The sequence below is a fragment of the Pseudomonas acericola (SeqCode) genome (genome assembly GCF_053456465.1).
Map to the genome: position 1 here is coordinate 162024 of NZ_JBRFJB010000004.1, position 26951 is coordinate 188974.

At 62.2% G+C, this 26951-nt stretch carries 19 protein-coding genes; 7 read left to right on the plus strand and 12 right to left on the minus strand.

Annotated elements, in window-relative coordinates; all coding sequences use genetic code 11:
- Positions 1-203 precede the first annotated feature (203 nt).
- A complete protein-coding gene (gene uvrD / locus ACU688_RS17010) occupies positions 204-2387 on the minus strand; it encodes a DNA helicase II (protein WP_448185698.1) in 2184 nt (727 codons plus the stop codon).
- Between the two features lie 246 nt (positions 2388-2633).
- Here uvrD and ACU688_RS17015 point away from each other — a divergent pair, with 246 nt between their 5' ends.
- From ACU688_RS17015 to ACU688_RS17025, 3 genes are all read left to right on the plus strand, one after another.
- The gene (locus ACU688_RS17015; RefSeq protein WP_448185699.1) at positions 2634-5507 is read left to right on the plus strand and encodes a putative bifunctional diguanylate cyclase/phosphodiesterase; all 2874 of its coding nucleotides are present in this window, start codon (positions 2634-2636) and stop codon (positions 5505-5507) included.
- A gap of 162 nt (positions 5508-5669) precedes the next feature.
- Positions 5670-6536 (plus strand): transcriptional regulator HexR, encoded by an 867-nt coding sequence (hexR, locus tag ACU688_RS17020; protein WP_017739023.1) that lies wholly within the window; start codon positions 5670-5672, stop codon positions 6534-6536.
- Between the two features lie 206 nt (positions 6537-6742).
- Positions 6743-6940 carry a PA3496 family putative envelope integrity protein gene (locus ACU688_RS17025; protein WP_122485268.1) on the plus strand — a complete coding sequence of 66 codons (198 nt, stop codon included), beginning with the start codon at positions 6743-6745 and terminating at the stop codon, positions 6938-6940.
- On the opposite strand, the gene ACU688_RS17030 is transcribed toward ACU688_RS17025, so the two are convergent.
- Entirely contained in the window at positions 6870-7844 is a 975-nt protein-coding gene (locus tag ACU688_RS17030; protein WP_257781674.1) for a LysR family transcriptional regulator, read from the minus strand. The genes ACU688_RS17025 and ACU688_RS17030 overlap by 71 nt on opposite strands.
- A 196-nt stretch (positions 7845-8040) precedes the next feature.
- On the opposite strand from ACU688_RS17030, the gene ACU688_RS17035 reads away from it, so the two are divergent.
- A complete protein-coding gene (locus ACU688_RS17035) occupies positions 8041-9456 on the plus strand; it encodes an acetyl-CoA carboxylase biotin carboxylase subunit (RefSeq protein WP_049710865.1) in 1416 nt (471 codons plus the stop codon).
- Between the two features lie 11 nt (positions 9457-9467).
- Complete coding sequence (gene oadA / locus ACU688_RS17040; RefSeq protein WP_017739020.1) at positions 9468-11276, plus strand: sodium-extruding oxaloacetate decarboxylase subunit alpha; 1809 nt, start codon at positions 9468-9470, stop codon at positions 11274-11276.
- A 71-nt stretch (positions 11277-11347) separates the two neighbouring features.
- On the opposite strand, the gene ACU688_RS17045 is transcribed toward oadA, so the two are convergent.
- The 3 genes from ACU688_RS17045 to ACU688_RS17055 form a co-directional block, all read right to left on the minus strand.
- Positions 11348-12631, minus strand: a complete 1284-nt coding sequence (locus ACU688_RS17045) for an autotransporter outer membrane beta-barrel domain-containing protein (protein ID WP_448185700.1) — start codon at positions 12629-12631, stop codon at positions 11348-11350.
- A 231-nt stretch (positions 12632-12862) separates the two neighbouring features.
- On the minus strand, positions 12863-13687 hold the full coding sequence (locus ACU688_RS17050) for an amino acid ABC transporter permease (RefSeq protein ID WP_448185701.1): 825 nt from the start codon (positions 13685-13687) through the stop codon (positions 12863-12865).
- Positions 13684-14505, minus strand: coding sequence for an ABC transporter substrate-binding protein (locus ACU688_RS17055; protein WP_448185702.1), 822 nt, complete (start codon positions 14503-14505; stop codon positions 13684-13686). The genes ACU688_RS17050 and ACU688_RS17055 overlap by 4 nt, the downstream gene beginning before the upstream one ends.
- Before the next feature lie 112 nt (positions 14506-14617).
- Here ACU688_RS17055 and ACU688_RS17060 point away from each other — a divergent pair, with 112 nt between their 5' ends.
- Complete coding sequence (locus ACU688_RS17060; protein ID WP_448185703.1) at positions 14618-15514, plus strand: homocysteine S-methyltransferase family protein; 897 nt, start codon at positions 14618-14620, stop codon at positions 15512-15514.
- 130 nt (positions 15515-15644) lie between these two features.
- Here ACU688_RS17060 and ACU688_RS17065 read toward each other — a convergent pair whose 3' ends face one another.
- The 3 genes from ACU688_RS17065 to ACU688_RS17075 are packed head-to-tail and all read right to left on the minus strand — an operon-like array spanning position 15645 to position 17420.
- On the minus strand, positions 15645-16328 hold the full coding sequence (locus ACU688_RS17065) for a GNAT family N-acetyltransferase (protein WP_448185704.1): 684 nt from the start codon (positions 16326-16328) through the stop codon (positions 15645-15647).
- Positions 16329-16338: 10 nt separating this feature from the next.
- Positions 16339-16785 carry a GNAT family N-acetyltransferase gene (locus ACU688_RS17070; protein WP_448185705.1) on the minus strand — a complete coding sequence of 149 codons (447 nt, stop codon included), beginning with the start codon at positions 16783-16785 and terminating at the stop codon, positions 16339-16341.
- A complete protein-coding gene (locus ACU688_RS17075) occupies positions 16782-17420 on the minus strand; it encodes an FMN-binding negative transcriptional regulator (RefSeq protein WP_448185706.1) in 639 nt (212 codons plus the stop codon). The genes ACU688_RS17070 and ACU688_RS17075 overlap by 4 nt, the downstream gene beginning before the upstream one ends.
- 87 nt (positions 17421-17507) lie before the next feature.
- Here ACU688_RS17075 and pdxR point away from each other — a divergent pair, with 87 nt between their 5' ends.
- Positions 17508-19046, plus strand: coding sequence for a MocR-like pyridoxine biosynthesis transcription factor PdxR (gene pdxR / locus ACU688_RS17080; protein WP_448185707.1), 1539 nt, complete (start codon positions 17508-17510; stop codon positions 19044-19046).
- Here pdxR and ACU688_RS17085 read toward each other — a convergent pair whose 3' ends face one another.
- The 4 genes from ACU688_RS17085 to ACU688_RS17100 all read right to left on the minus strand — a co-directional run bounded on the left by ACU688_RS17085 (position 19047) and on the right by ACU688_RS17100 (position 26943).
- Entirely contained in the window at positions 19047-20138 is a 1092-nt protein-coding gene (locus ACU688_RS17085; RefSeq protein WP_448185708.1) for a polyamine ABC transporter substrate-binding protein, read from the minus strand. It lies immediately after the preceding gene.
- Positions 20135-21175 (minus strand): histone deacetylase family protein, encoded by a 1041-nt coding sequence (locus ACU688_RS17090; protein ID WP_448185709.1) that lies wholly within the window; start codon positions 21173-21175, stop codon positions 20135-20137. The genes ACU688_RS17085 and ACU688_RS17090 overlap by 4 nt, the downstream gene beginning before the upstream one ends.
- Positions 21176-21296: 121 nt before the next feature.
- Positions 21297-22289, minus strand: a complete 993-nt coding sequence (locus tag ACU688_RS17095; protein WP_448185710.1) for an AraC family transcriptional regulator — start codon at positions 22287-22289, stop codon at positions 21297-21299.
- 52 nt (positions 22290-22341) lie between these two features.
- Complete coding sequence (locus tag ACU688_RS17100) at positions 22342-26943, minus strand: hypothetical protein (RefSeq protein WP_448185711.1); 4602 nt, start codon at positions 26941-26943, stop codon at positions 22342-22344.
- Positions 26944-26951: the final 8 nt, after the last annotated feature.

Below are 26951 nucleotides of genomic sequence, written 5' to 3' on the forward strand. Positions count from 1 at the left end.
TTGCGTAAGACGAAATCTGAATGGTCTGTAGGACGTATTACAGATATTGGCCCGTCTTGTCGGAATACAAGGGCACGCTGTCGTTGTGGCGAGGGAGCTTGCTCCCGCTGGGGCGCGAAGCGGCCCCAAAAGATAGGCCTGCTGCGCAGGCCAGCGGGAGCAAGCTCCCTCGCCACAGAAGTCGGCTCCTGCAGGGAGGCGTGTCAGATGGCTTCAAGCTTCGCGTAACCCATCATCAGCCACTTGCTGCCTTCGGCGAAGTTCACCTGCACCCGTGCCTGGGCGCCGGCGCCTTCGAAGTTGAGGATCACGCCTTCGCCGAAGATCGCATGCTTGACCTGCTGGCCGAGGCTGAACGCGGTTTCCGGGATCGCGGAGCCGGCAAACAGGCTGCTGGCGCTCTGCTGCTGGCCGCCGCCGAACGGGCGGCTGACGCTGTTGGACAGGCGCACTTCCTGGATCAGCCCCTTCGGCACTTCACGTACGAAGCGCGACACCTTGTTGTAGGTCTCGCTGCCGTACAGACGTCGGGTCTCGGCATAGGTCATCACCAGGTTCTGCATCGCCCGGGTAATGCCCACGTAGGCCAGGCGACGTTCTTCCTCAAGGCGGCCGGGTTCTTCCAGGCTCATCTTGTGGGGGAACAGGCCTTCTTCCATGCCCACCAGGAACACATACGGAAACTCCAGGCCCTTGGCGCTGTGCAAGGTCATCAGCTGGATGCTGTCTTCATGCTCGTCAGCCTGGGTGTCACCGGCTTCCAGCGAGGCATGGCCGAGGAAGGCGGCGAGCGGGGTCAGCTCCTCTTCGTTCTCGGTGTTTTCGAACGCGCGGGCGGCGCTGACCAGTTCCTCAAGGTTTTCTACCCGAGCCTGGCCTTTCTCGCCTTTTTCCGCTTCGTGGTAGGCAATCAACCCGGACTGCTCGATCACCGTCTGCGTCATTAAATGCAGGGGCATTTCCGAACACTTGGCGGCGAGGTTCTCGATCAGCTCGACAAACACCCCCAACGCCCCGGCTGCACGACCGGTCAGGCCTTTATTGGCGATGAGCAGGCGCATGGCTTCCCACATCGACACATCGGCGTGGCGCGCGTGATCGCGGATCGCCTCGACGGTTTTTTCGCCGATGCCACGGGCCGGGATGTTGATCACCCGTTCCAGCGCCGCATCGTTGCCGCGACCTTCCAGCAAACGCAGGTAGGCCATGGCGTTCTTGATTTCGGCGCGCTCGAAGAAGCGCTGGCCGCCATAGATGCGGTACGGGATGCGTTCGCGCAGCAAGGCTTCTTCCAATACCCGCGATTGGGCGTTGGAGCGGTACAGAATGGCGATATCGCTGCGCGCCAGGCCGGTCTTCAGCGCGCTTTCAATGGTTTCCACCACGTAGCGCGCTTCATCGTGCTCGTTGAACGCGGCGTACAGGTTGATCGCCTCGCCTTCGCCGCCGTCGGTCCACAGCTCTTTGCCCAGGCGCCCGGTGTTGTTGGCGATCAAGGCGTTGGCAGCCTTGAGGATGCCGGCGGTGGAGCGGTAGTTCTGTTCCAGGCGGATGGTGATCGCGTCCGGGAAGTCTTCGGAATACTGGTAGATGTTCTCGATTTTCGCGCCACGCCAGCCGTAGATCGACTGGTCGTCATCGCCCACCACCATCAAGCTGTCGCCGCCCTTGGCCAGCAGGCGCAACCAGGCGTATTGCACGGCGTTGGTGTCCTGGAACTCGTCCACCAGGATGTGCCGGAAGCGTTTCTGGTAATGGGCCAGCAAGCCTGGATTGTCACGCCACAGGTCGAGGGCGCGCAGCAGCAGCTCGGAGAAGTCGATCACTCCGGCGCGTGCGCAGGCCGCTTCGTATGCTTCATAGATGCTGCGCATGGTAGCCAGGAACAGATCGCCACTGGCCTGGATATGCTGCGGGCGCAGGCCTTCGTCTTTCTGGCCGTTGATAAACCACTGCGCCTGGCGCGCCGGCCAGCGTTGCTCGTCCAGCCCCAGCTCGCGGATCACCCGCTTGACCAGGCGTTGCTGGTCGTCGCTGTCGAGAATCTGGAAGGTCTGGGCCAGGCCCGCTTCCTGCCAATGCGCCCGCAACAGACGGTGCGCCAGGCCGTGGAAGGTGCCCACCCACATGCCGGCCGGGCTGATGCCCATCAGCTGCTCGATGCGATGGCGCATCTCGGCAGCGGCCTTGTTGGTGAAGGTCACCGACAGGATGGAGTGGGGGGACGCGTTTTCGACCTGGATCAACCAGGCGATACGGTGCACCAGCACTCGGGTTTTACCGGAGCCAGCACCGGCCAGGACCAACTGACGGCCAACGGGGGCGGCTACGGCCTGGCGTTGGGCATCGTTGAGGGAGTTCAGCAAAAGGGAGAGATCATCGCGCATCGGCGCATTCTATGGCCCTCGGGGGAGTGGGGCAAACCCCAATGCCGGATGGTCGATAATTCTGTCGGGGCTGATGACCGGTCGGTCAGAGGGGGCAGCCCCCGCACCGCCTTGCCCGAGCTGTCTGGCACCGAGGTTTGCGGGTAAATATCCGCTGGTTTTTATGACGCAGAGCAGTTTGGCCCACGCGCCGGCTTGTGTATGCTCCGTGCACGTTTCGGGCTCACCATTATAAGAACACTGCCTATGACCCTCAGCACCGACCTGCTCAGCCCCTCGGCGGCGCCCGCGCAGGTTATCCGCAAGCACTACGCCACTGAGATGGCGGTCGAACGCACACGCCTGCTGTATCAGGGCTCGTTGTTGCCTACCTTATTAATGTTGGTCAACGGCCTGGTCTGCGCCTGGCTGCTGTGGAACCCCAAACAATACCTGCTGGACAGCATCTGGCTGGTCTGGCTGCTGGCGCTGGTAGCGATGCGCGTGATCCAGGTGGCGGCCTTTGATTCGGCCATGCCCAGCCGCCAGGCCCAGCCGGTGTGGCGGCGCATGTTCATGCTCGGCTCGGCGGTCAGCGGCCTGACCCTGGCCACCGCCGCCATCGCCCTGGTGCCGGCAGACAGCTTTATGCAGCAGGCCTGGGTGTTCGGCCTGATCGGCGCCGCGACGCTGTCGGCCAGCGTCGCCTACGCCGTGAGCTTGCCGGCGTTCCTGTCGTTTGCGTTGCCGTGCCTGGTGCCGGCGATCCTCTATCTGTTCTGGAACGGCGCGCCGCAGCAACAAGGCTGGGGTGTGCTCGGCCTGATCCTGCTGGCGTCCTTGAGCGTGGTGGCGTGGCAGGTCAACCGCCTGATCCAGCGCGGGCTGTTGCGGCGCTTCCAGAACCAGGCGCTGATCGAACACTTGCAGCAGGCGCAGCAGCGCAGCGAGCAGTTGAATCAAGAGCTGGTGCGCGAAGTCGAGCAACGCCGCCAGATCGAGCAGGAATTGCGCGAAGCCCAGACCGGCCTGCAAGACCGCGTGGCCCAGCGCAGCCAGGAACTCGACGCTGCCAGCCTCGCCCTGAACAAAAGCGAAGCGCGCCTGGCCATGGCGCTGCAAGCCAGCGAACTGGGCCTGTGGGACTGGAACCTGCAAACCGATGAGGTCCACCACACCCAGCTCAAGGAGTTGTTCGGCCTGGAGCCCGAATACGTCACGGTGATGCTCAGTCACCTCAAGCCACGCCTGCACCCCGACGACTTGCCGCTGCTCAAGCGTGCGCTGGTCGAGCATCTCAAGGGCCGCAGCGAGGACTATCAGGTCGAATACCGCGTGCGTCACGGCGACGGCCACTGGGTCTGGATCGAGGACCGTGGCCGCGCCGTGGAGCGCGCGCCCAGCGGCCGGGTCACGCGCATGCTTGGCACCCGTCGCGATATCAGCGCCAGTAAAGTCCTGGAAGAGCAACAGCGCCTGGCGTCGACGGTCTTCGAGGCGGCCAGCGAAGGTATCGTGATTCTCGACCCGGACTACAAGCTGATCGCGGTGAACCAGGCCTTCAGCCGCGTCACCGGTTTTGACATCGATGACATGCTCGGGCGCAACGTCGTCGAACTGCCCAGCAGCCGCGACGCGCGCCGCCACTTCCCGGTGATCCGCCAGGCGCTGCTCAGCCATGGCACCTGGCAGGGCGAACTGGTGGAGACGCGCAAGAACGGCGAGTTGTACCCGCAGTGGCTGCAATTGAATGTGGTGCGTGATGTTCGGGGAAAGGTCAGCCATATCGTAGGCTTCTTCGCCGATCTCTCCGCGCGTCGCGAATCCGAAGAGCGCATGCGCTACCTCACCCATTACGACGAGCTGACCGGCCTGGCCAACCGTTCGCTGTTCCGTGAGCGCCTGCGCGAAGCCCATGCGCGGGTGCGCCAGGGCGGGCGCAGCCTGGCACTGCTGCATATCAACCTCGACCGTTTCAAGCTGCTCAATGACAGCCTGGGCCATGAAGTCGCCGACCAACTGTTGCAGAAAATGGCGCGGCGCTTGATCAATGCCTTGCCCGAGGCGGACACCATTGCGCGCTTGTCCGGCGACGAATTTGCCGTGCTGTTCGACGCCTACGGCAGCCTGTCGAGCTTGGCACGCGTGGCCACGCGGCTGCTGGCCAAGCTGCGCGTGCCGGTGACGGTGGACGGGCATGAGCTGGTGGTCAGCGCCTCGATGGGGGTCAGCCTGCTGCCGGACAATGCGCGGGAAATTTCCGCGCTGGTCAGCCAATCGAACATGGCCATGCAACACGCCAAGCACCTGGGCGGCAATAATTTCCAGTTCTACACCGACAGCCTGCAAGCCAGCACCCTGGAGCGCTTGCAGCTGGAAAACCAACTGCGCAAAGCCATCGATGACCGCCAGCTGACGGTGTTCTACCAACCGAAACTGTGCCTGGCCACTGGCAAACTGAACGCCGCCGAGGCGCTGGTGCGCTGGGAGCATCCGCAGTGGGGCATGGTGCCGCCAGGCGAGTTTATCGGCCTGGCCGAAGAGACCGGCCTGATCGTGCCGCTGGGCGAATTTGTGCTGCGCCAGGCCTGTTGGCAGGCGTGCGAATGGCAGCGCCAGGGGCTGGCGCCGATCCGGGTGTCGGTGAACCTGTCGGTGCATCAGTTGCGTCAGGGCAAGTTGGTCAGCCTGGTGCGCCAGGTTCTCGAAGAAACCGGGCTGGACCCGCAATACCTGGAGCTGGAGCTGACGGAAAGCCAGCTGCTCGACAGCGTTGAACACATCATCGCCACCTTCCAGCAGTTGCGCGACCTCGGGGTGAAGCTGGCCATCGACGACTTCGGCACTGGCTATTCGTCCCTCAGCTACCTCAAGCGCATCCCCGTGGATTACGTGAAGATCGACCAGACCTTCATCCGTGGTCTCGGTCAGGGCCGTGAAGACGCGGCCATCACCCGGGCAATCATCGCCATGGCCCATGGCCTGGCGCTGAAAGTGGTGGCCGAAGGTGTGGAAGATCAGCAGCAGTTGGACTTCTTGCGGCAGGAGCGTTGTGACGAAGTGCAGGGCTATCTGATCAGCCGGCCGATGCAGGCAGAAGGGCTGGCAGATTTGTTACGGAAAAATGCAGATTTTCCTTAATGACGGCTGGGCCGCCCCGATGGCTACAAAGCGCCTGCCCTTTGAATCAGAGGGCAGCAGGGCGATTTAGCGATGCATCAGACGGGCAAAACGACAATTCTTGTAGTATAACTACAAGCTTGCTACATCCCTGGCACCTGCCAATAACAAGAGTCCTGCCCTTTGAACCTGTTGCAACATATCGCCCAGTCGCGCCACCTGTTACGTAAATCGGAACTCAAGGTTGCCGACCACGTGCTGCTTGATCCTGCGGCCGTGATGCACAGTTCCATGGCCGACCTGGCCCACAGCGTGGGCATCAGCGAGCCGACCATCGTGCGCTTCTGTCGCGCCATCGGTTGCTCCGGGTTCCAGGACCTGAAACTCAAGCTGGCCCAAAGCCTGGCCGCCGGTGCGAGTTTCGGGCAGTTTGCGATCCACGAAGACGATTCCGTCGCCGACTACAGCCTGAAAATTTTCGACACCACGCTGCACACCCTGATGGAAGTGCGCGAGAAGCTCGACCCGATCGAGCTGCAAAAAGCCGTGACCGCGATGTCCCAGGCCCAGCGTGTCGAGTTCTACGGTTTCGGCGCATCGGGTGCGGTGGCAGCCGACGCCCAGCATAAATTCTTCCGACTGTTGCTTACGGCAGCGGCCTACAGCGACCCGCATATGCAGGCGATGTCGGCGGTGACGTTGAAACCCACCGACGTGGCGATCTGCATTTCCCAGTCGGGGCGTTCCAAAGACCTGCTGATCACCGCCAACCTGGTGCGTGAAAGCGGCGCGACCCTGATCACCCTGTGCCCGAGCCAGACGCCGTTGGCGGAGCTGTCCACCGTCAACCTGGCGATTGATGTGCATGAAGACACCGAGATCTACACGCCGCTGACCTCGCGCATCGCCCACCTGGTGGTGATCGATGTGCTGGCGATGGGCGTGGCCATGGCGCGCGGGCCGAGCCTGGTCAACCACCTCAAGAGCGTGAAGCGCAGCTTGCGCAGCCTGCGGTTGTCGCCCAAGTCCGTCAAAGCCCTCGACGACTGACTCAAGGCCCTACTCGATCAAAATGTGGGAGCTGGCTTGCCTGCGATGGCGGTCTGTCAGCTGCCACAGCAGTGACTGGTCCGCCGTCATCGCAGGCAAGCCAGCTCCCACAGAGAGAATGTTCATCTTCCTGTCATGCGCTCGCCGCCAAACCGTAACCGCCCAGGGCCATCCTGAACTCCCGTACTCGCATTGGGAGACTCGAAATGGCCCGTCCCTACGAAGACAGCAACAGCGCCGTAAAAACCCGTCGTCAGCAGGAAGACCAGCGCCGCATGGCGTTCCGTCGCGCAATCGAAGACCGTTGTGAAGAACGCCAATTGCTCCAGAGCATCAGTGACTACCCGGAACTGCATTGGCAGGCACCCGTGGCAGCCCAGCGAAACGCTCAGCCAACACGCTGATCTGTGCCCGTTCGCTGCGGATAAAGCCCAGGAACGCATGGGCCACCGGTGACAGGCGCTTGGCCTTGGCCTGCACCAAGCACCAACTGCGGTACAGCGGCAGCTCTTCCACCGGCAGCTCCTTGAGCCCGCCGCTGGCCAGTTCCAGGTTCACGGCGTGGCGCGTCAGCAAGGCCACGCCTAAACCTGCGCTCACGCATTCGCGCTGGGCCTCGGCCGATGACACTTCCACCGTCTGGGTGAAGTGCACGCGCTTCTCCTTGAAGTACTCCTCGCAGGCCATCCGCGTGCCGGAACCCTGCTCGCGCACCAGCAGCGTGTAAGGCTCCAGGTCTTGCAGGCGCAGCGGGCCTTGCAGGCTCAAGGGATGATCAGGGGGCGCCACGGCCACGATCGGGTTGTTGAGGAACGGCAAGAACTCCAGGCCCATGTCCTGGGGCACCATGGACATGATCACCAGGTCGTCGCGGTTGTCCGAAAGCCTGCGAATCACCTGGGCGCGGTTGACCACCGTCAGGTGCAGTTGCACTTCGGGATGCTGGCGCTTGAACGCGGCAAACAGGTGCGGCACGAAGTATTTGGCGCTGGATTCAATCGCCAGCTTCAACTGGCCTTGCAATGAGCCCTGCATGTCCGACAGCTGCATGTCGAGGTTTTCCAGGCGCCCGAAAATGTCCCGGCTGGCGCGCTGCAAGGCTTCGGCGGCCTCGGTCATGTAGAGCTTTTTGCCGACGTAGTCGAACAATGGTTGGCCGATCAGCTCTTCCAGCTGGCGAATTTGTAGGCTTACGGCCGGTTGTGTGAGGGACATTTCCTCGGCGGCGCGGCTATACGAGCGTAAATCGCACACTTCATTGAAGATCTGCAATTGACGCAATGTCATACGCATCAATGACTTACGCATTTTTACCGTCCTTTCGCCCGAGGCTGTCCGGCCAACTATAAGTCTTTACTTATGCACGACCCAATAATTATTGATTTTTGTTAATCCCTCCACGGGCTTAGTGTGTGTCTCGCGACTGTCATGAAACATTTGGTCACGCGCCGACCCGGGTCTAGCGGGTCGAAGAACGCAGCAATCGGCTCAAGGGAATTTCCAAGTGATAAAAAAGATCCTGATCGCCAACCGTGGTGAAATTGCCGTACGAATCGTGCGTGCCTGCGCCGAGATGGGCATTCGCTCGGTCGCGGTCTACTCCGACGCCGACCGCCACGCGTTGCACGTCAAGCGTGCCGACGAAGCCCACAGCATTGGTGCCGAGCCCCTGGCCGGCTACCTGAACCCGCGCAAGCTGGTGAACCTGGCGGTGGAAACCGGCTGTGATGCGTTGCACCCCGGCTACGGCTTCCTGTCGGAAAACGCCGAACTGGCGGACATCTGCGCCGAACGTGGGATCAAATTCATCGGCCCGTCCGCTGAAGTGATCCGCCGCATGGGCGACAAGACCGAAGCGCGCCGCAGCATGATCAAGGCCGGTGTACCGGTTACCCCCGGCACCGAAGGCAACGTCGCCGACATCGCCGAGGCCCTCACCGAAGGCGACCGGATTGGTTACCCGGTGATGCTCAAGGCCACCTCCGGTGGTGGCGGTCGCGGCATCCGTCGTTGCAACAGCCGTGAAGAACTTGAACAAGCCTTCCCCCGCGTTATCTCCGAAGCCACCAAGGCCTTCGGTTCGGCGGAAGTATTCCTGGAAAAATGCATCGTCAATCCCAAGCACATCGAGGCGCAGATCCTTGGTGACAGCTTTGGCAACGTGGTGCATCTGTTCGAGCGCGATTGCTCGATCCAGCGCCGCAACCAGAAGCTCATCGAAATCGCCCCCAGCCCGCAACTGACCCCGGAACAGCGCGCCTACATCGGCGACCTGTCGGTGCGTGCCGCCAAGGCCGTGGGCTACGAGAATGCCGGCACCGTGGAGTTCCTGCTCGCCGAGGGCGAGGTGTACTTCATGGAGATGAATACCCGGGTGCAGGTGGAACACACCATCACCGAAGAAATCACCGGGATCGACATCGTTCGTGAGCAGATCCGCATTGCCTCGGGCCTGCCGCTGTCGGTGAAACAGGAAGACATCCAGCACCGTGGTTTTGCGTTGCAGTTCCGCATCAACGCCGAAGACCCGAAGAACAACTTCCTGCCCAGCTTCGGCAAGATCACCCGTTACTACGCCCCCGGCGGTCCCGGCGTGCGTACCGACACGGCGATCTACACCGGCTACACCATCCCGCCGTTCTACGACTCCATGTGCCTGAAACTGGTGGTGTGGGCGTTGACCTGGGAAGAAGCCATGGACCGCGGCCTGCGGGCCCTGGACGACATGCGCCTGCAAGGCGTGAAGACCACCGCCGCCTACTACCAGGAAATCCTGCGCAACCCGGAATTCCGCAGCGGCCAGTTCAATACCAGCTTCGTTGAAGCCCACCCTGAACTGACCAACTACTCGATCAAGCGCAAACCCGAAGAGCTGGCCCTGGCCATCGCCGCCGCCATCGCCGCCCACGCAGGCCTGTGAGGAATACAACAATGTCCAAGAAAATCTTTGTCACTGACACCATCCTGCGCGACGCCCACCAATCGTTGCTCGCGACCCGCATGCGCACCGACGACATGCTGCCGATCTGCGACAAGCTCGACAAAGTCGGCTACTGGTCCCTGGAAGTCTGGGGCGGCGCGACCTTCGACGCTTGCGTACGTTTCCTCAAGGAAGACCCGTGGGAGCGCCTGCGCAAACTGCGCGCTGCTTTGCCTAACACCCGCCTGCAAATGTTGCTGCGTGGCCAGAACCTGCTGGGCTACCGCCACTACAGCGACGACGTGGTCAAAGCCTTCGTCGCCAAGGCTGCGGTAAATGGCATCGACGTGTTCCGCATCTTCGACGCGATGAACGACGTGCGTAACCTGCGCGTGGCCATCGAAGCGGTAAAAGCGGCGGGCAAACACGCCCAGGGCACCATCGCCTACACCACCAGCCCGGTGCATACCGTCGAGGCGTTCGTGGCCCAGGCCAAGCAGTTGGAAGCCATGGGTTGCGATTCCATCGCGATCAAGGACATGGCGGGCCTGCTGACCCCGTACGCCACCGGCGAACTGGTCAAGGCGCTGAAAGCCGAGCAGACCCTGCCGATTTTCATCCACTCCCATGACACCGCTGGTTTGGCCGCGATGTGCCAACTCAAGGCCATCGAAAACGGTGCCAGCCACATCGACACCGCCATCTCCAGCTTCGCCTGGGGCACCAGCCACCCGGGGACCGAGTCGATGGTCGCCGCCCTTAAAGGCAGCGAATTCGACACCGGCCTGAGCCTGGAGCTGCTGCAAGAGATCGGCCTGTACTTCTACGCGGTGCGTAAGAAATATCACCAATTCGAAAGCGAATTCACCGCCGTCGACACCCGTGTGCAAGTCAACCAGGTGCCGGGCGGGATGATTTCCAACCTGGCCAACCAGTTGAAAGAGCAGGGCGCCCTCAACCGCATGAGCGAAGTGCTGGCGGAGATCCCGCGTGTGCGTGAAGACCTCGGCTTCCCGCCGCTGGTCACGCCGACGTCGCAGATCGTCGGCACCCAGGCGTTCTTCAACGTGCTGGCCGGCGAGCGCTACAAGACCATCACCAACGAAGTGAAGCTCTACCTGCAAGGCGGCTACGGCAAGGCGCCGGGCACCGTCAACGAGCAACTGCGTCGCCAGGCCATCGGCAGCGAAGAAGTGATCGACGTGCGCCCGGCTGACCTGCTCAAGCCGGAAATGACCAAGCTGCGCGGCGAGATCGGCGCGTTGGCCAAGTCCGAAGAAGACGTGCTGACTTACGCCATGTTCCCGGACATCGGCCGCAAGTTCCTCGAAGAACGCGACGCCGGCACCTTGGCGCCGGAAGTGCTGTTGCCGATTCCCGAGGCGGGCGGCGTGGCGCGTGCCGGTGGCGAAGGTGTGCCGACCGAATTCGTCATCGACGTGCACGGCGAAAGCTACCGCGTGGACATCACCGGTGTCGGCGTGAAGGCCGAAGGCAAGCGTCACTTCTACCTGTCCATCGACGGCATGCCGGAAGAAGTGGTGTTCGAACCGCTCAACGAGTTTGTCGGCGGCGGCAGCAGCAAGCGCAAGCAAGCCACTGCGCCGGGCCATGTCAGCACGGCGATGCCGGGCAATATCGTCGATGTGCTGGTCAAGGAAGGCGACGTGGTCAAGGCCGGCCAGGCCGTGCTGATTACCGAAGCGATGAAGATGGAAACCGAAGTACAGGCCGCGATTGCCGGCAAGGTGACCGCCGTTCACGTAGCCAAGGGCGACCGGGTCAACCCGGGCGAAATCCTGATTGAAATCGAAGGCTGATCCAGCCTTCGACACTACCGCTTAATCCTCGGGGGGGCAGGTGCCCTCCTTTTTTTTGCCTGAAATAAGGACTAGAACCTCATTCGCCACTGGCCCATCAAGCCTTGGTTGCTGCTGTGGGTGCCGTTTTCGCCGAGGTAGGCCAGGCCGACGGTGTGGTTCGAGGACAGCGCCAGGTCCAATCCTGCCTGTAAGCTGAGGCTATTGCGGTCCAGGGATGTGCCTTGGATGGTGAAGTCGTCAACGCCGCCATGGCGAAAGGACTGACGCACGCTGCTCTCGACATCGCCGTAGAGGTGCTTCCAGCCCGCACTCAAGTGTGGCGTGAGGCTCATCTGGTTATCGAACCGAATCTGCTTCGCCAGGCGTAGGCCAAAAGTGCTGCTCAGATTTTGCTGGGTTTGCGCCTCGACCTTCAGCGCGGCCGGCCCACCTGTTTCCTTGAAGCTGTCGCGGCTGTAGCGCTGGTAACCAAGCCCGGCAAACGGCTCGATGCTGAGGCCGGCGTTGCCCAGTTGGTAGCCCACCTCACCAAACACAGTCTGGCTTGTGGCGTCGTAGTTGCCCTGGAGGGTGTCCTTGTAACTGAGGATCTCGACGTCGCGGCGGTTCTTCCCGGCATGGCTGCTGTAGATCGCCCCCAGGCGCAGCGCCAATGGGCCGTCCTGGCGCACGGCGTAGCCGCCCAGGTGCCAGCTGTCCAGGTCGGCGGCAAAGCGTTGGGTGTCGAAACGACTGCTGGACTTGGCCCCCAGCACACCGACTTGCCATGCATGATCGACGGCCCAATCTGCGCCCATGAGCACGCCCTGGTTGGCCGTGTTCAGGCCGGCGGTGCCGCGCTGGCCATCGAGGCCGCCTTCACTGCCGAGGTTCTTGACCCAGAAGTGACCGTCGGTGTCGCTGGGCAGCTCGCGCAAGGCCGAGAGCACGCGGCTGCTGAGCTGCTGGGTGGTGCTCTGTGTTGCCGCGGCGAGGTTGGCATTCTGGCTACCGGCCAACTGTTCGAAAGCCGCGCCGAAGCCATTCGGTTGCTGTGCAAGTTCGGCGTTGAGTGTTTGCAAGGCCTTGAGTTGCTCGGAGGTCAGCCTGCCGGATTCCAGCAGGCGAATCACGGCGGGCTCCAGGACTTTCGCGACCTGCAAGCCGTTGTACGTGGTGGCTTGCCGGGTGAAATAGCCGTCGATGGGCGCGGCTTCAATTTCGGGCTCATACGCCCATTCGTCATCCAGCGCGTCGTAAGGGTGAGCCCAATAGGGCATGTACTTGATGTCGTCGCGTGCTTGCGCATGGGGAAGGCTGGCGGCTACCGCAAGGCTGATGAAAAGTACGATTCTGCGGGGTGTTATGGGCATGAATTCCCGACCTCTTGTGGATGAGGCCGGGAATTTAGCGAGATGGCGGGGGGATAACTGTCAGGGCAAGGGCTCCTGGTGTGCGGGAGTTGTCTCTATTGGCACGCGTTCAAATAGGATCTGCATTTTATTGCGTACAAAATCACACAGCCGTCATTTATCTGCATTTTATGGCAGTTGCTCGGTGTGAAAATGGGCGTGGTCAAGCTGCACCGTCAGTACAGCTGGCCCTCAACTGCGGCGCACATAGCCTTTGCCATAATGCCGTTCCATCCGCGCCTGGATCAGTTCCAGGCCCAGGGACAGCACCCAGTAGATAATCGCAGCGGTGGTCAGCATCTCGATATAGCGATAACTCGACCGGCCATAGGACTGTGCCAGGAACATCACTTCCCACACGCCCATCACCGAGATCAGCGACGAGTCCTTGAGCATCGAGATGAACTGGTTGGTCGCCGGCGGGATGATGGTGCGCATGGCCTGGGGCAGGGTCACGTGCCAGAAGATCGCACTGTCGCGCATGCCCAGCGCCAGGGCCGCTTCCCGTTGGCCGTGGGCGACGCCGAGGATGCCGGCGCGGAAGATTTCGCTCAGGTAAGCGCCGTAGTTCAGGGACAGCGCGATGATCCCGGCGACGATGGCGCCCGGCACCAAACCCAACTGCGGCAGGCCGAGGTAGATCAGCAGGATCTGGATCAGCAACGGCGTGCCGCGAAAGAACGACGCGTAGAAGCTGGCGATGCCAAAGGCCACGGCGCTTTTCGACAGGCGTCCCAGCGCGGTGACGAAGCCCAGTACCGACGAAATCCCGATGGAGCACAGGCACAGGAACAGCGTCAGCGCCGCGCCTTGCAGGAAACCGTTGGGCGCCAGATGCAGGCCAACCAGGTTGGGCAGCTTGTCGAGGATGATCGAGAACTTCAGGTCAAAGCTCAGGAAGAAACTGGCGAACAGGCACAGCAGCGCGGCCCAGGTCAGGTACAGGCGGGTGCGAAAGCCAAACAGGCGCTGCACCCGCGATTCGCTGACCTTTGGCGGTGTAGGGAATGCGGTCATTGGCTGATGTCGGCGCCGATCCATTTTTGCGACAGCTGGCGCAAGGTGCCGTCCTGTTTCAGCTGGGCGAAGACTTCACGCACCTTGCTGTCCCACTGCGGGTCGCCTTTTTCGATGGCCACCGAGTTGGGTTCCGAATACAGCGCCTCGCCAGCGAGTTTGAAGCGCTTGTCTTCGTTCAGGCGCGGTTGAGCGGTCACCAGGTTGGTGAGAATTGCATCCAGGCGCTTGCCGGCACCGAGGCCGAGGTCCTGGAAGGCGACGTTGTCGGTGTCGTACGGGGCAATCTGCACGTTCTCGAACGGGTACTGCAACTGGGTGTCTTCGGCGCCTTCGATCACCAGGTTTTTGTTCAGGTAGCTTTCATAGCTGGAGGCGCTGGTCAGGCCGACTTTCTTGCCGCTCAAGTCCTTGGCGCCGTGGATGCGCTCATCCGTGGCGTTGACCACGATCACCGCAGGCGACGCGTAGTACTCCACCGGGAAATCGAACACTTCGGCGCGGGCCTTGCTCGGGGTCATGGAGCAGATGCAGATGTCATAGCGCCCGCTCCAGCGGCCGGCGGCGATCACGTCCCAGGACGGGGTTTCCAGGCGCAGTTTCACGCCGAGTTTTTGCGCCACGGCTTTGGCGACATCAACGTCGAAACCATCCAGTTGGTTTTGCTCGTTCAAGAAGGAAAACGGTGGGTAGCTTTCCATCAGCACGCCCACCAACTCTTTCTTTTGCTCGATGCGGTCCAGCGTGGTGCCGCCGAAGGCTTGGGTAGAAGCAGCCAGAATCGTCAGGCCCAGGGCCAGCAGCGGTTTGAGTTTCATGAAGAACACCGTTAGAAAAAAGAGTTGTTATGTACTGAATTGAACGTATTAAATAGTTATAAGAACGACTCTCATAGTGAGTTATTTTCATAAGCTTATGAGTAAAAAGCATATGGCCAACGCAACAGTAATTCTCGATGGCGGCATGGGCCGTGAACTGCAACGCCGTGGCGCGCCATTCCGGCAGCCGGAGTGGTCGGCGCTGGCGTTGAGCGAAGCGCCGCAGGCGGTGGAAGCGGTGCACGCGGCTTATATCGAAAGTGGTGCCAACGTCATCACCAGCAACAGCTATGCGGTGGTGCCGTTTCATATTGGCGAGGCGCGTTTCGCCGCCGAAGGCCAGGCCCTGGCGGCGCTGGCCGGTGAGTTGGCACGGCGTGCCGTGGACGCGTCCGGCAGGGCCGTACGGGTGGCCGGCTCGCTGCCGCCGCTGTTTGGCTCGTACCGTCCCGACCTGTTCGAGCCGCAGCGCGTCGCCGAGTTACTGACGCCGCTGGTGCAAGGTCTGGCGCCGTTTGTCGACCTGTGGCTGGCGGAAACCCAGAGCTCCATCGCCGAGGCGCGCGCCATCCAGGCCGGGCTGCCAAAGGACGGCAAACCGTTCTGGCTGTCGTTTACGTTGAAGGATGAAGACACCGACGACGTGCCGCGACTACGCTCCGGCGAGCCGGTGGCGGACGCGGCCGAAGCGGCGGCGCAGTTGGGTGTGCAGGTGTTGTTGTTCAACTGCAGCCAGCCCGAAGTGATCGGCGATGCAATTGATGCCGCGCGCCAGACGTTCGAAAAGCTAGGTGTGCAGATTGAGGTAGGCGCCTACGCCAACGCTTTCCCGCCGCAGCCCAAGGAAGCCACGGCCAACGATGGCCTGGACCCGTTGCGCGATGACTTGGATCCACCGGGTTACCTGCATTGGGCGGCTGATTGGCAGGCGCGTGGTGCCAGCCATCTGGGTGGTTGCTGTGGGATTGGGCCGGAGCATATTGCAGTGTTGGCGCAGAAGCTGGGGTAGTCCAGCCCGCAGAGATCCAAATGTGGGAGCGGGCTTGTGTGGGAGCTGGCTTGCCTGCGATAGCGGTGTGTCAGTACCCGATGTGCAAGCTGACACACGGCTATTGCGAGCAAGTCCGCTCCCACAGGGGTCATGTGTTGGCTGGGAGGCGGCACTCGGCCAGGGTTTTCAGCTGGCCTGAGGCAGTTTGATTGCCGTCCGACAACCACGCCTCAAACCCCGCCCCAACCGTCGGCCATTCCGCGTCGATGATCGAATACCACGCCGTATCGCGGTTCTTGCCCTTCACCACCGTGTGCTGGCGGAACACGCCCTCGAAACTGAACCCCAACCGTTCGGCCGCGTACTTGGAGCGGTCATTGGCGTTGTTGCACTTCCATTCCAGGCGACGATAACCCTGATCAAACGCATGCTTGGCCAGCAGGTACACCGCCTCGGTGCTTTTCGGCGAGCGTTGCATCGGTGCGCCAAAGGTCACGTGGCCGATTTCGATGCGGCCTTGTTCGGGCACGATGGACATCAGGCTGAGGATGCCTTGTACCTGGCCGGTGGCGCGGTCGATCACGCTGAAAAAGTACGGGTCGTTGTGGGCTGCGTGGTTGTTGAGCCAGTCATTGAACGCGCTGCGCTCGGGGAAAGGTCCGTAAGGCAGGTAGTCCCACAGCTTGGGGTCGGCGCCAGGGCCTTGGAGTGCCTGGAACAGGTCGTCGCCGTGACGCGCCGGGTCGAGTTTTTCCAGGCGGATAAAGCGCCCTTCAAGCAGCTGCACGGTGGGGGCCGGGACGCCTTTCCAGTCGACGAGAGATATGGACATGCTGTGCTCCTTAAAGGCCTTTGCGAAATTGGATGAAACCCGGGCGTTCGGCGATGCGTTCGTACAGTTGGATCGCCGTGGCATTGGTTTCGTGGGTCAGCCAGTGCACTTTGCAGCAGCCATCGGCCTTGGCGGTGGCGTAGACGAACTCGATCAGCTTGCGGCCCACGCCGGTGCCGCGCTGGCTCGGGTCTACCAGCAGGTCCTGCAGGTAGCAGGAGTTCTCGATGCTCCAGTTGGACCGGTGATAGATGAAGTTGACCATGCCCACCGCCTTGCCATCCTGCCAGGCCAGTGCTGAATGGGTCGGCTCGCTGGCGTCGATCAGGCGTTGCCAGGTGCTTTGGTTCACCGCGTCCGGCAGTTCGGTGTTGTAGAACTTCAAGTACGCCTGCCATAACGGCAGCCACGCGGCATGGTCGGCGGCGGTGACTGGGCGGATATCGATCTGGCTCATTGCGCAACTCCTTGGGGTATCAATTGGCCGAGGGCCTGGTCGCGCACGTCCTGGCTGGCGGCGAGGCCTGCGCGCACTCCGGCCATGTCGGCGGGGCTTCGGTTTTGGCTGAGCTTGCGCTTGCCGATCAGGCGATCCATTGGCAGGGCAAAGCCGACAATAGCCTTGAGCATGCCGTCAATGTAGTCGGCCGGGGCGTCGCTGACTTTCCACGGCTCGGCGCGGTTGCCTTCGTGACGCTCGGTGAGGGCGCTGACCAGTGCCAGCAAACGCTCGGTATCGGTGAACACGTCGGCGGTGCCGTAGGCGTGCACGGCGATGTAGTTCCAGGTGGGCACGACTTTGCCGTGCTCGGCCTTGGCCGGGTAGAACGCCGGGCTGATGTAAGCGTCGGCGCCGGCAAAGATCACCAGGGCTTCGCTGCCGTTCTGCAAGTCTTTCCACTGCGGATTGGCCTTCGACAGGTGCCCGTGAAGCGTGCCATTCGGGCCTTCGGAGGGGTGGAGCAGCAGCGGCAAATGGCTGGCCAGCAGGCCCTGTTCGCCAAATGTCACCAACTGCGCCAGGCGCGTGTGCTGGATCAACTGATGCAGTGCGGGCAAGTCATCGAGGGCAAAGGCGCGGGGTGTGTACATGGAAATATTCCTTGGCGAATGCCCGCATCCTAGGCAGGCTAATGGTTCGTTGAAAGATCCATCTGGCACCCATTTCATAGGTCCAATATGTCGCCCATTACGCCGCCGCTGTCCTTTAACCCTGCGGGCATCGAACTGGATCGCCGTCAGGGACTGACGCGCCAGCTGTACGAAGCCTTACGCCAACGGGTGCTGGACGGACGGTTGGTCAGCGGCACGCGCTTGCCCGCCAGCCGCGACTTGGCGGCGGCGCTATCGATCTCGCGCAACAGCGTGGTGCGTGCCTACGATCAGCTGTATGCCGAAGGCTTTACCGAAAGCCGGGTCGGTGATGGCACTTATGTTGCGCAACTGCCGACGGCAAAAAAACTATCCACAAAAGTATCCACAGGGTTACACACAGGCTTATCCCCAGCTTTATCCACAAAATTGGCCAATTTGCCGGAAGACCTGGACAACGAAGTTATCCACAGCGGCGGTTTGGCGCGGATAAAAACCAACCATTTGTCACAGCCTCCCGCGGGGCCGCCACGGGCCTTTCGCGTGGGCGTGCCGGCGTTCGATCTGTTCCCGTTTGAGGTGTGGGCCAAGCTGAATGGGGCTTTCTGGCGTAAACCAGACCTGCAGCTCCTGTGTTATGGCGACCCCGCGGGAGACGCACGGCTGCGCAGTTTGATCGCTGCCTATTTGCGCAGCTCGCGAGGTATGCAGTGCGCGGCTGAACAAATTGTAATCACCAGTGGCGCACAGCAAGCGATTAGCCTTTGTGCACAGTTGCTGGTGGAGCCCGACGACGGCGTCGCTGTGGAAAACCCGGGCTACCGCGCGGCAGGCCATGCGTTCGCCCTGGCCGGGGGGAAATTGCACGGCGTACCGGTGGACGGCGAGGGCATCGACTGTCAGGTGCTCAACACCCTGGAGGACTGTCGTGTGGCTTACGTCACACCGTCCCACCAGTACCCGTTGGGTGTGGTGATGAGCCTGGCGCGGCGCCTGGAGTTGCTGGCCTGGGCCGAGCGCACGGGCGGCTGGGTCATCGAGGACGACTACGACGGCGAGTACCGTTACAGCGGTGCGCCGCTGTCACCGTTGGCGGCGTTGGATCGCAGCGGCCGGGTGCTCTACGTCGGCACTTTCGGCAAGGTGGCGTTTCCGGCGCTGCGCCTGGGCTACCTGGTGTTGCCGCCGGGGTTGGTGGATGCGTTTTCCCGGCGGCGTGCCGTGGACATGCGCCACTCCGAAGTCAGCACCCAGGCGGTGATGGCCGAATTCATGGCGGCCGGGCACTTCCAGCGGCATATCCGGCGCATGCGCCGTGCGGCGTTGAGCCGACGCAATGCCTTGCTCGCCGATTGGCCTTGCGGCTTGCCCGGTATGGGCGAACTGCCCAACGTTGCGGCAGGGCTGCATATGACCGTGCGCGTGGACAGCCTGGCCCGCGAGCAGCAGTTGCTGGCGCAGGCCCACGCGGCGGGAGTCGAGATCAACGGCTTGAGCAGCTATTGGCTGGCGCAATCGACCACGCCCGAGGACCAGCGTGCCGGCTTGGTGCTGGGTTTTGCGGCGGTGCCCGAAGCCGATATCGCCACAGCGCTGGCGCGGTTGCGCCAGGCTTGGCAAGGCTGATCAGGTGCCCGACTTGATCTTGGTCCAGGCGCGCGTGCGTGCGCGTTCCGCATCACGCCCCAGCGGTTTCAACGTATACAACGTGGCCATCGCCGCCTCGGTCGGGTACAGATTGGGGTTGTTACGAATCGCCGGGTCTACGTGCTCGGTCGCGTCCTTGTTAGGGTTGGGGTAGCCGACAAAATCGCTGATCGGTGCGATCACCTGGGGTTGCAGCAGGTAGTTGATGAAGGTGTAGGCGTCCTGCGGGTTTTGCGCACCTTTGGGGATGGCGAGCATGTCGAACCAGATCGGCGCGCCTTCTTTAGGCAGGCGCATGTCCACGGTTACGCCGTTCTTGGCTTCCTTGGCGCGGTTGGCGGCCTGGGAGAAGCTGCCCGAGTAACCCACGGCCACGCAGATGTCGCCATTGGCGATATCTGCCATGTACTTGGAAGAGTGGAAGTAGGTGATGTACGGGCGGATCTTCATCAGCAGCGCTTCAGCCTTGACGTAGTCCTTGGGGTTGCTGCTGTTGGGGTCCAGGCCCAGGTGCTGCAAGGCCAGTGGCAGGATCTCCGAGGGTGAATCAAGCAAGGCCACGCCGCATTGCTTGAGCTTGCTGATGTTCTCTTCCTTGAAGATCAGGTCCCAGCTGTCCACTGGCGCATTCGGCCCCAGCGCGGCCTTGACCTTGTCCGGGTTGAAGCCGATGAGGATGGTGCCGTACATGTAGGGCACGGCGAATTTGTTGCCGGGGTCGTTGGCCTCGATCAACTTCATCAGCTTGGGGTCGAGGTGGTTCCAGTTGGGCAGCTGGCTGCGGTCCAGCGGCTGGAACACGCCGGCTTCGATCTGCTTGGCGAGGAACACGTTGGACGGCACCACCACGTCATAGCCGGAGTTGCCGGTGAGCAGCTTGGCTTCCAGGGCTTCGTTGGTGTCGAAGATGTCGTAGACCAGTTTGATCTGCGGGTTCTGCGCCTTGAAATCTTCCAGCGCCTTGGGCGTGATGTAGTCGAACCAGTTGTAGACCTTGAGGGGTTTCTGTTCGGCCTGGGCTACGCCGCTCACGACAGCGGTGCAGAGGGCGAGGGTAGTGAGCAGCTTCATCGGGTAGCTCCTTGTTGTTCGAAACCTTCGAGCACGTTGACGGCGTTGATGCCGATTTCTTCTACCGCGTAACCGCCTTCCATCACGAACAGTGTCGGTTTGCCCAGGCGCGCGAGGCGGCGGCCCATGGCCAGGTAATCCGGGCTGTCGAGCTTGAATTGCGAGATGGGGTCGTCCTTGAAGGTGTCCACGCCCAGGGAGACCACGATGATGTCGGCGTCGTAGCGTTCGGTTTCCTTGCATGCCTGATCCAGCGCCGCGCTCCACTGATCCCAGCCGCAGCCTGCTGGCAACGGGTAGTTGAAGTTGAACCCTTCCCCAGCACCTTCGCCCAGCTCATCGGCATAGCCGAGGAAGAACGGAAATTCCGCCTCCGGGTGACCGTGGATCGAGGTGAACAGCACGTCGCTGCGTTCATAGAAAATCGACTGCGTACCGTTGCCGTGATGGTAGTCGACGTCGATGATCGCGACCTTTTTGTGGCCCTGGTCGAGAAACGCCTGGGCCGCGATGGCGGCGTTGTTGAGGTAGCAATAACCGCCCATCAAGTCGCTGGCGGCGTGGTGCCCCGGTGGGCGGCAGAGGGCGAAGGCACTGTGGGCGCCTTGTTGGATCGCCTGCTGTGCGGTGAGCGCCACTTGGGCTGCGCTGTACGCGGCTTGCCAGGTGCCGGCGGTGATCGGTGCGCCGCCGTCGAAGCTGTAGTAACCGAGTTGGCCGTGCAGGCTGGTGGGCAAGACACGGCGCAGGGTGCGGGCCGGCCAGGTGTAGGGCAGCAAGTCACCGTCCGTGGCAAATTCAGTCCAACGGTCCCAGGCACCTTTGAAGAAATCGAGGTAGTCACGGCTGTGGATACGTTGCAGCGGCGCCAGGCCAAAATCCTGCGGCGCCTGCACGGGGCCGAGGTCGCGGTCCTTGACCCGTTGCAGTACATGGTCGGCGCGCGATGGCATTTCAAAGCAGGGCATCAGTTGCCCGTCCATCAATTCGCAGCGTCCGTGGTGCAGGTGGTGATCGTCGGAGTAGATCGTCAGCATGGGTGCTCCCCGCAGGCTCGTTGTTGTGCCTCAAGTGTTGCGGCGCGGGGGATGCAAGAGAATGGCAGGAGCGGCCAGAAGGGGATAAATGTGGCCAAAGACTTTGACCGTAATTCGCCTGTTAATGGCGCATGAGGCTGGGCGCCACACCACTCCAGCGCACAAACGCATGCCTGAAACTGGCGGTTTCGCTGAAGCCCAGTTGTTCGGCGATCCGGTAAATGGGCAGTCGATCCTCCGCCAGCCACTGCTTGGCCTGCTCGAAGCGCAGTTCGTCGAGCAATTGCTGATAGCTGCACCCCAGCGCGTGCAAGTGCCGCCGCAGGGTGCGCGGCGAGCAGTTCATTTGTGCCGCCAAGCCTTCGAGGCCTGGCGCCGCGTGCAACTGATCGGCGAGCAACTGGCGCACGCGATTGAGCCAGGCCTGGCGCCCGGTGAACTCGGAGTTTTGCTTGCGGCAGCGTTCGGCCATGGCCCGGTGGGTGATGGCGTCCGCCAGGGGCAGAGGCTGTTGCAGGCATGCGCGGTCGAAGGCAAACCCGCTGGCCTGCGCGGCGAACCGCAACGGGCAATCGAAGCGTTCGGCATAACGGGCGTGATAACCCGGCGCCGGGTAGTTGAAGCGCGCTTCACGCAGAGGCAGGGCGCGACCCAGCAGGTCGTCACAGATGACTTTCATCGAGACCAGGCAAAACTCCACATTGAAGGCTTCCAGCGCCGGGTTTTCCCGATAGTCGCCAGCGGTCAGCCAGACCTGTTCGCCGTCCTCCACCAGGCTCAGGTCGAAAAGTGTTCCCAATAGCGCCGGATAGCGCAGCGCAAGGCGTAAAGCGTCACCTAAGGTGGCACTGGTCAGCAGCGCATAGCCGAGCAGGCCATAGCTCGACACATGCATGCGCTGGCCCAGTTCCAGGCCGATGTCCTGGCGCAACGCCACGGCGTTGGCGCACACGCGCATTTCCTGGCAGGTGGTGATGCGGGTGTCGGCGTGGCTCAGGTCGGCCACGCCGATACCGCTGCCGGCCAGCAGCACCTCGCTCGCCAGGCCCTGCTCCTTGAAGGTGGCCAGGACCAGGGACACGGCATTGAGGGTGGTCAGGTGTGAATGCAGCATGGGCAAACCTGCGTAGGGTGTGCCCCGCTTGCAGCAAGTTGCATGCCGTCCGTTAGCTGCCGGACTCGGATTTGGGCCGCTCGAAAAACAGCTCGCGTGCCTGCGCCAGGCTGATTTCGCTGCGATAGAAGTCGACGGTTTGCCCGGGGTCCAGGCCTTTTGGCGTGTCGGCGGCCGCACCCAGGCTATGTTCAGTCGTGGTTTTCAGGCGCGCAGAGACGTAAGCCTTGTCTGGGGTCCAGTGGGTGCTGTAGTGAAAGTGCGCGTACCACAGCACTTGGCCCGTGACGCGATCGCAGATGCTGTACTCATCCAAGTAGTCTGGCTTCGCGGATTTTATTCGACGGCGGGACACGGTTTTCTTGATGACAATCACATTGTGCCGCTTGAGCCATTCCACCCCAGGCACGGTGGGCGCATGTAGCTTGAGTGTGCGTTGCACCAACTGGTTGCTCTGCTGGTAGAGGTCGGCCAGGGCGCTGTCGAGGGCTTTGGTCACGGTACTGGCCGGGCCGGACAAGGCGTCGCTTTCGGTGATGTTGCGTTGCGTCAGCGCGTGTTCGATCGCTTGGCGGGCCTGCTCCAGTCGACGGGCGTGCTGGTGATACAGGTACTCGATGCCAAAGGGCGCGCGGTCGACGAGGTTGGCATGGGTGCGGGCGCGGCCAAGAAACGCGGGCAAGCCATCGAGCAATGCCTGGCCTTGGGTGATGCTGCGCTGCACGTCCACGGGTACCGGCTCGGCGGAGGTGGGCGGGGTGCGGTCGCGCACGACCCAGACGCCCTTGGTTTTCTCGTGGTAAGTGGCCAATACCTGATGAGTCAGCGGTGAACGAATATCCACCAGGCCGGTTTCCAGGCCCACGGTGCTCAAGCGCGGTTCGCCGATGAGTAAGCCGTTGTAGCGGGTGTGGATAAATTGTTTCTTGGGCCGTGGCGGGGTCGATGGCGGTGTGGGGCGGCTTCTGATGGCGGTTCTTTCGAGGCTCAGTACACCCAGGTTACTGGTGGCACGGTGCTTGAATTCCGTCAGTTCTCGGCGCAACTCCTGCAATTGATCGGTGATGGCTTGTTCGGAGAACTCCACAGGGAAGTCCTGGAGGCGCTCGTCGAGCAATTGAAACTGTTCGATCAGGCTGCTCAGGCTGTCGATGCGCTCATCGAGGCGCCGGTCGCTGCGTTCTTCCAGGGTGTCGCGCAGGCACTGGATCGCGATGTCGGCGGTGTCGACAATCTGGTCAATCGCCATCCAGGCGTCTGGCACCGTGGCAAGGGTGCCGCCGGGCAGGCACAGGTTGCGGTTGAGCGACACGCGGATCGCCTTCAGATCATCGGCGGTATAAACCGGCATTGAGCCTTTGAGGGTGTTGAGCAGTAACGCGCCATCTCTGGCCAGGCTCTTGAGCTCACGGAAGCGGCCGTGCATGTATTCCAGCTGGATCAGCAGCTTGCCGGCCAGCTCGCGCATTTCGCGGAAGTCTTCGATATGGCGCACTTGGGGGGCTTCGGTCTGGCGCTGCAATTGCTCGTGGACCGTGCGCCACTTGGGGGTGAAGCGCGAGAGGATCTCACTGAGTGCCGCCTGGGTCAGCTTGGCCTGGGCCTTGATGTAATTGAGGGCCTTTGGCGTGTATTCCGCACTGGGCTCGTGAGCATTCATTTCCTTGAGCATTTGCAGGGCCGACTCGTACTCCGTGCGCTGGGTCTCCAGGGTCTGGATGTAGGTCTGCCGAAGGGCGTCGGCGGAGAGGGAAGGCCCGGCGTCCAACGCCTGACGCGCCTGTTGCAACTGGTTTTGGGCGGCCTTTTTCCCGCTTTCAAAGGCTTCCAGGCGTTCGCGCAGTTGTTGTGCCTTCTGCTTGGCCTGCGCCCGGGCTTTGGCGGTCAGGAGCTTGGGCCCGCCGCCTCGCAGGCGCAGGCGCGTATCAATAAACCACTGGCCGGCGTTGTTGTGAATCAGCAACGGGCCGGTGCGTTCGGCACGCATGGGGTCGACAATCTGCACGTCTTCGTTCTCGTCCACCCGCACTTTGAACCAGCGCTGCCCCACCGGCGCGTACCAGTCTGGTCCGCTGCGATACAGGTATTGATAAGACCCGGCTTCGCTGTTGGCCTCTCCCAGCGTGTCGGGCTTGTTCACCTTGAAGCTGTCCAGCACGGTGGCCAGGCGCAGCGGCGTGCGGTTGATCGCGCCGCTGGCATACAACGGCCGGTCGTGGGTGGTCAGTGCATCTGCGGCAATCGGTGGCAATTTGATGATGCTGATGGGGGCTGAGTGTGAGGGCTGCCTTGGCGGCGCCAGGGGCTTGGTCTGAGGGGGCCGGCGCGGCGTGCTGCGGGTGACGCTGTGCAGGGTCAGCGCTGTGCCGAGGTTGAGCAGCAGTTCGGCGAATGCAGCCCAAGTGGATTGCTGCTCGGGATGTTCCTGGGCATCAACCACGTTCTGCAACTGGTCCATGATCTGCCAGATCCAGGCCGCAATACCGACGGTACGCCCCAGAAACGGCAGCGCGCTATTGAAGATCAGCCAGCCGGCGCGCTTGAACGTGGCCCATCGTGCTTCGGCGTTGGACACCGACTGGCGGTCGGCGAGGGTTACCAGGGCATTGGCGTTGGCGTCGTACAGTGCGCTGAGCAGATCACCTTGCAGTGCATCCTGGCTCAGCAGCAAAGGCCCGCTCATGATCCATAACTTGAAGGGATCGACCAGGAAGTCGACGACCGCCCAGGGCGACGGCAGATCGCCTGGAAACACGTATTGAGCGTAATCATTGCGCACGTCATCGGGTAGCCATGCCAGTACCGAATCGCGCAGGCTTCTGGATTGTTGCAAGGCATAGAGCAGGTTGCTGAAGGACGGGAACTGGGACAGGGGTTTGTCCAACAACGGTCGGTAGAGCAGGCAAGGTCCGGTGGCCGGGTCTTGCGGCCCGATGACAAACATATTGGTGACCTTGTCTGGGGTGATGTCCTGCCGCCGGGTCGGCAAGAACGCCAACGGGCGCAGCACAATGACCTGGCCTTGTACCTGGCGTTCGGCGGGCTCGGCCTGCATCACGGCCTTCACGTACGCATAACCCTGCTCGTTGATGCCATCCTCGTCGCGGATCTTGCACTGCAACGCCAACAAGGGCAGTTGAATGCGCAGGTGCTGGGCGTAGAGCAAGCGGCGGCGCGCGGACTCTTGCGGGTCTTCCAGCAAGGTCTGCTGAATCAGTGCCGGGTAGGTGCTGCCGATGTCCACGCGGCTGATCAGGCCTTCCAGGTACTCGACGGTCAGCCAGTCCGGCAGCGTGTGAGGGTTGCGCAGACGCAGGGACTTGATACCCAGTGGCAGGGCGATCAGGTTTTGCAGGGCCAGCTCCGTCAGGCTGAATACGGTGGTGTCGATTTGCCCGGGCACGACGAACGCGCCCCAGACCACGGGACTGCGGACCACGATGTCGAGGTCACCCAACCACTGCGGGGTGGCGTCGGGGTGGTCCTTGAGCAGTTCGGCGGTGAGCCGTTCGAGGGCGTATTGCGGGAGGGGGCTGATGCCTTCGTCATAGGTGCGGCCTTCGTTGGTGCTGTGCAAGGTGGCCAGGTCCTTGAGGTGCCGTGAATAGGCATCCTGGTCTGCGGCAGAGGCGTTGATCAGCCAGTCGGGGAGGGCCTGGACATAGTGGTGCAAGGCTGGCGTATTCCGTTTGGAGCGGGGCGTTGGTGGTTCGGCCAAGCTGTGTTGCGAGGCATCTGGCTGGCGCAGGTCGGAAAAGTCGATGGCTCCGATCGCCTTGATCTGGATACCGATGAAGGCGCTGGCCAGGTAATCGAAAAAGTCGCCTTCAGGCTCTACCAGGCGCCACTGCACCTTCTGGTGTTGTGCCAGCAGCGGCAGGTTCTGGCCCAACTGGTCCAAGCTGCTGTACTTCTTGAAGCCGGCGAGCAGCGAGTGGGTGAGGATCACCTCGTGGCCGTTGGGTTTGCCGATCAGCACGCTGATCAGGTTTTCATCCAGGTGGGTGATGCGGCCTGTGTCGTCGACGTGGTCGATATCGACCACATAGGCGCGCACCGATTCCGGGTCGTCGAGCTTGCGCATCGCGGCATCCGGCGCATGAAACAGCTGGCGCGCCATGCGGCAATCATCATCGGTCCAGCCGGGCACCTGCTGCACGTTCCAGAAGTCGCGCAGCACCGCCGACAGCGCGTGCCAGCGCGGGCCGCTGTCACCTTCGGAGCCGTTCCAGTACTCCAGTTGGGTCTGTTGATAGCCGCGTAACATCACCGGCGCCAGGGTGTTGAGGATGCTGGCGATGTCGAGGATGCGCACCGGCAGGTGTACCGCCGGCTCAATGATCGGCAGTCGGGTCAGAAAGTGTTCGCCTTCGATGTACAGCGTCGGCACCGCCAAGACCGACTGCACGGCGAGGATATCGGTGAGCACCTGGTAATGGCGGCCAACGGGTACGACGTGGCCGTCCTCAATGTCCCACTGCGGCGTGCCGACCACGGCGGTATTGGGGTCGATGTCCAGCGTGGGATAGAGATCCTGCAGTTGTTCGCGCAGTAAGGTGGCGGCCACTTCGCGAAACGCGGGGCCGGTGGACATTTGCGCGATCAGCGCGTCGGTGAGGCTTTGGTGAGGGTCGGTTGACGGTGATGAGGTCATGGCGCTTC

Bases quoted from the DNA above. Each gene is read 5' to 3' on its own strand.
- uvrD (WP_448185698.1), bottom strand. From the start codon at position 2,387: ATGCGCGATGATCTCTCCCTTTTGCTGAACTCCCTCAACGATGCCCAA.
- ACU688_RS17015 (WP_448185699.1), top strand. From the start codon at position 2,634: ATGACCCTCAGCACCGACCTGCTCAGCCCCTCGGCGGCGCCCGCGCAG.
- ACU688_RS17025 (WP_122485268.1), top strand. From the start codon at position 6,743: ATGGCCCGTCCCTACGAAGACAGCAACAGCGCCGTAAAAACCCGTCGT.
- ACU688_RS17030 (WP_257781674.1), bottom strand. From the start codon at position 7,844: ATGCGTAAGTCATTGATGCGTATGACATTGCGTCAATTGCAGATCTTC.
- oadA (WP_017739020.1), top strand. From the start codon at position 9,468: ATGTCCAAGAAAATCTTTGTCACTGACACCATCCTGCGCGACGCCCAC.
- ACU688_RS17045 (WP_448185700.1), bottom strand. From the start codon at position 12,631: ATGCCCATAACACCCCGCAGAATCGTACTTTTCATCAGCCTTGCGGTA.
- ACU688_RS17050 (WP_448185701.1), bottom strand. From the start codon at position 13,687: ATGACCGCATTCCCTACACCGCCAAAGGTCAGCGAATCGCGGGTGCAG.
- ACU688_RS17055 (WP_448185702.1), bottom strand. From the start codon at position 14,505: ATGAAACTCAAACCGCTGCTGGCCCTGGGCCTGACGATTCTGGCTGCT.
- ACU688_RS17060 (WP_448185703.1), top strand. From the start codon at position 14,618: ATGGCCAACGCAACAGTAATTCTCGATGGCGGCATGGGCCGTGAACTG.
- ACU688_RS17065 (WP_448185704.1), bottom strand. From the start codon at position 16,328: ATGTCCATATCTCTCGTCGACTGGAAAGGCGTCCCGGCCCCCACCGTG.
- ACU688_RS17070 (WP_448185705.1), bottom strand. From the start codon at position 16,785: ATGAGCCAGATCGATATCCGCCCAGTCACCGCCGCCGACCATGCCGCG.
- ACU688_RS17075 (WP_448185706.1), bottom strand. From the start codon at position 17,420: ATGTACACACCCCGCGCCTTTGCCCTCGATGACTTGCCCGCACTGCAT.
- pdxR (WP_448185707.1), top strand. From the start codon at position 17,508: ATGTCGCCCATTACGCCGCCGCTGTCCTTTAACCCTGCGGGCATCGAA.
- ACU688_RS17085 (WP_448185708.1), bottom strand. From the start codon at position 20,138: ATGAAGCTGCTCACTACCCTCGCCCTCTGCACCGCTGTCGTGAGCGGC.
- ACU688_RS17090 (WP_448185709.1), bottom strand. From the start codon at position 21,175: ATGCTGACGATCTACTCCGACGATCACCACCTGCACCACGGACGCTGC.
- ACU688_RS17095 (WP_448185710.1), bottom strand. From the start codon at position 22,289: ATGCTGCATTCACACCTGACCACCCTCAATGCCGTGTCCCTGGTCCTG.
- ACU688_RS17100 (WP_448185711.1), bottom strand. From the start codon at position 26,943: ATGACCTCATCACCGTCAACCGACCCTCACCAAAGCCTCACCGACGCG.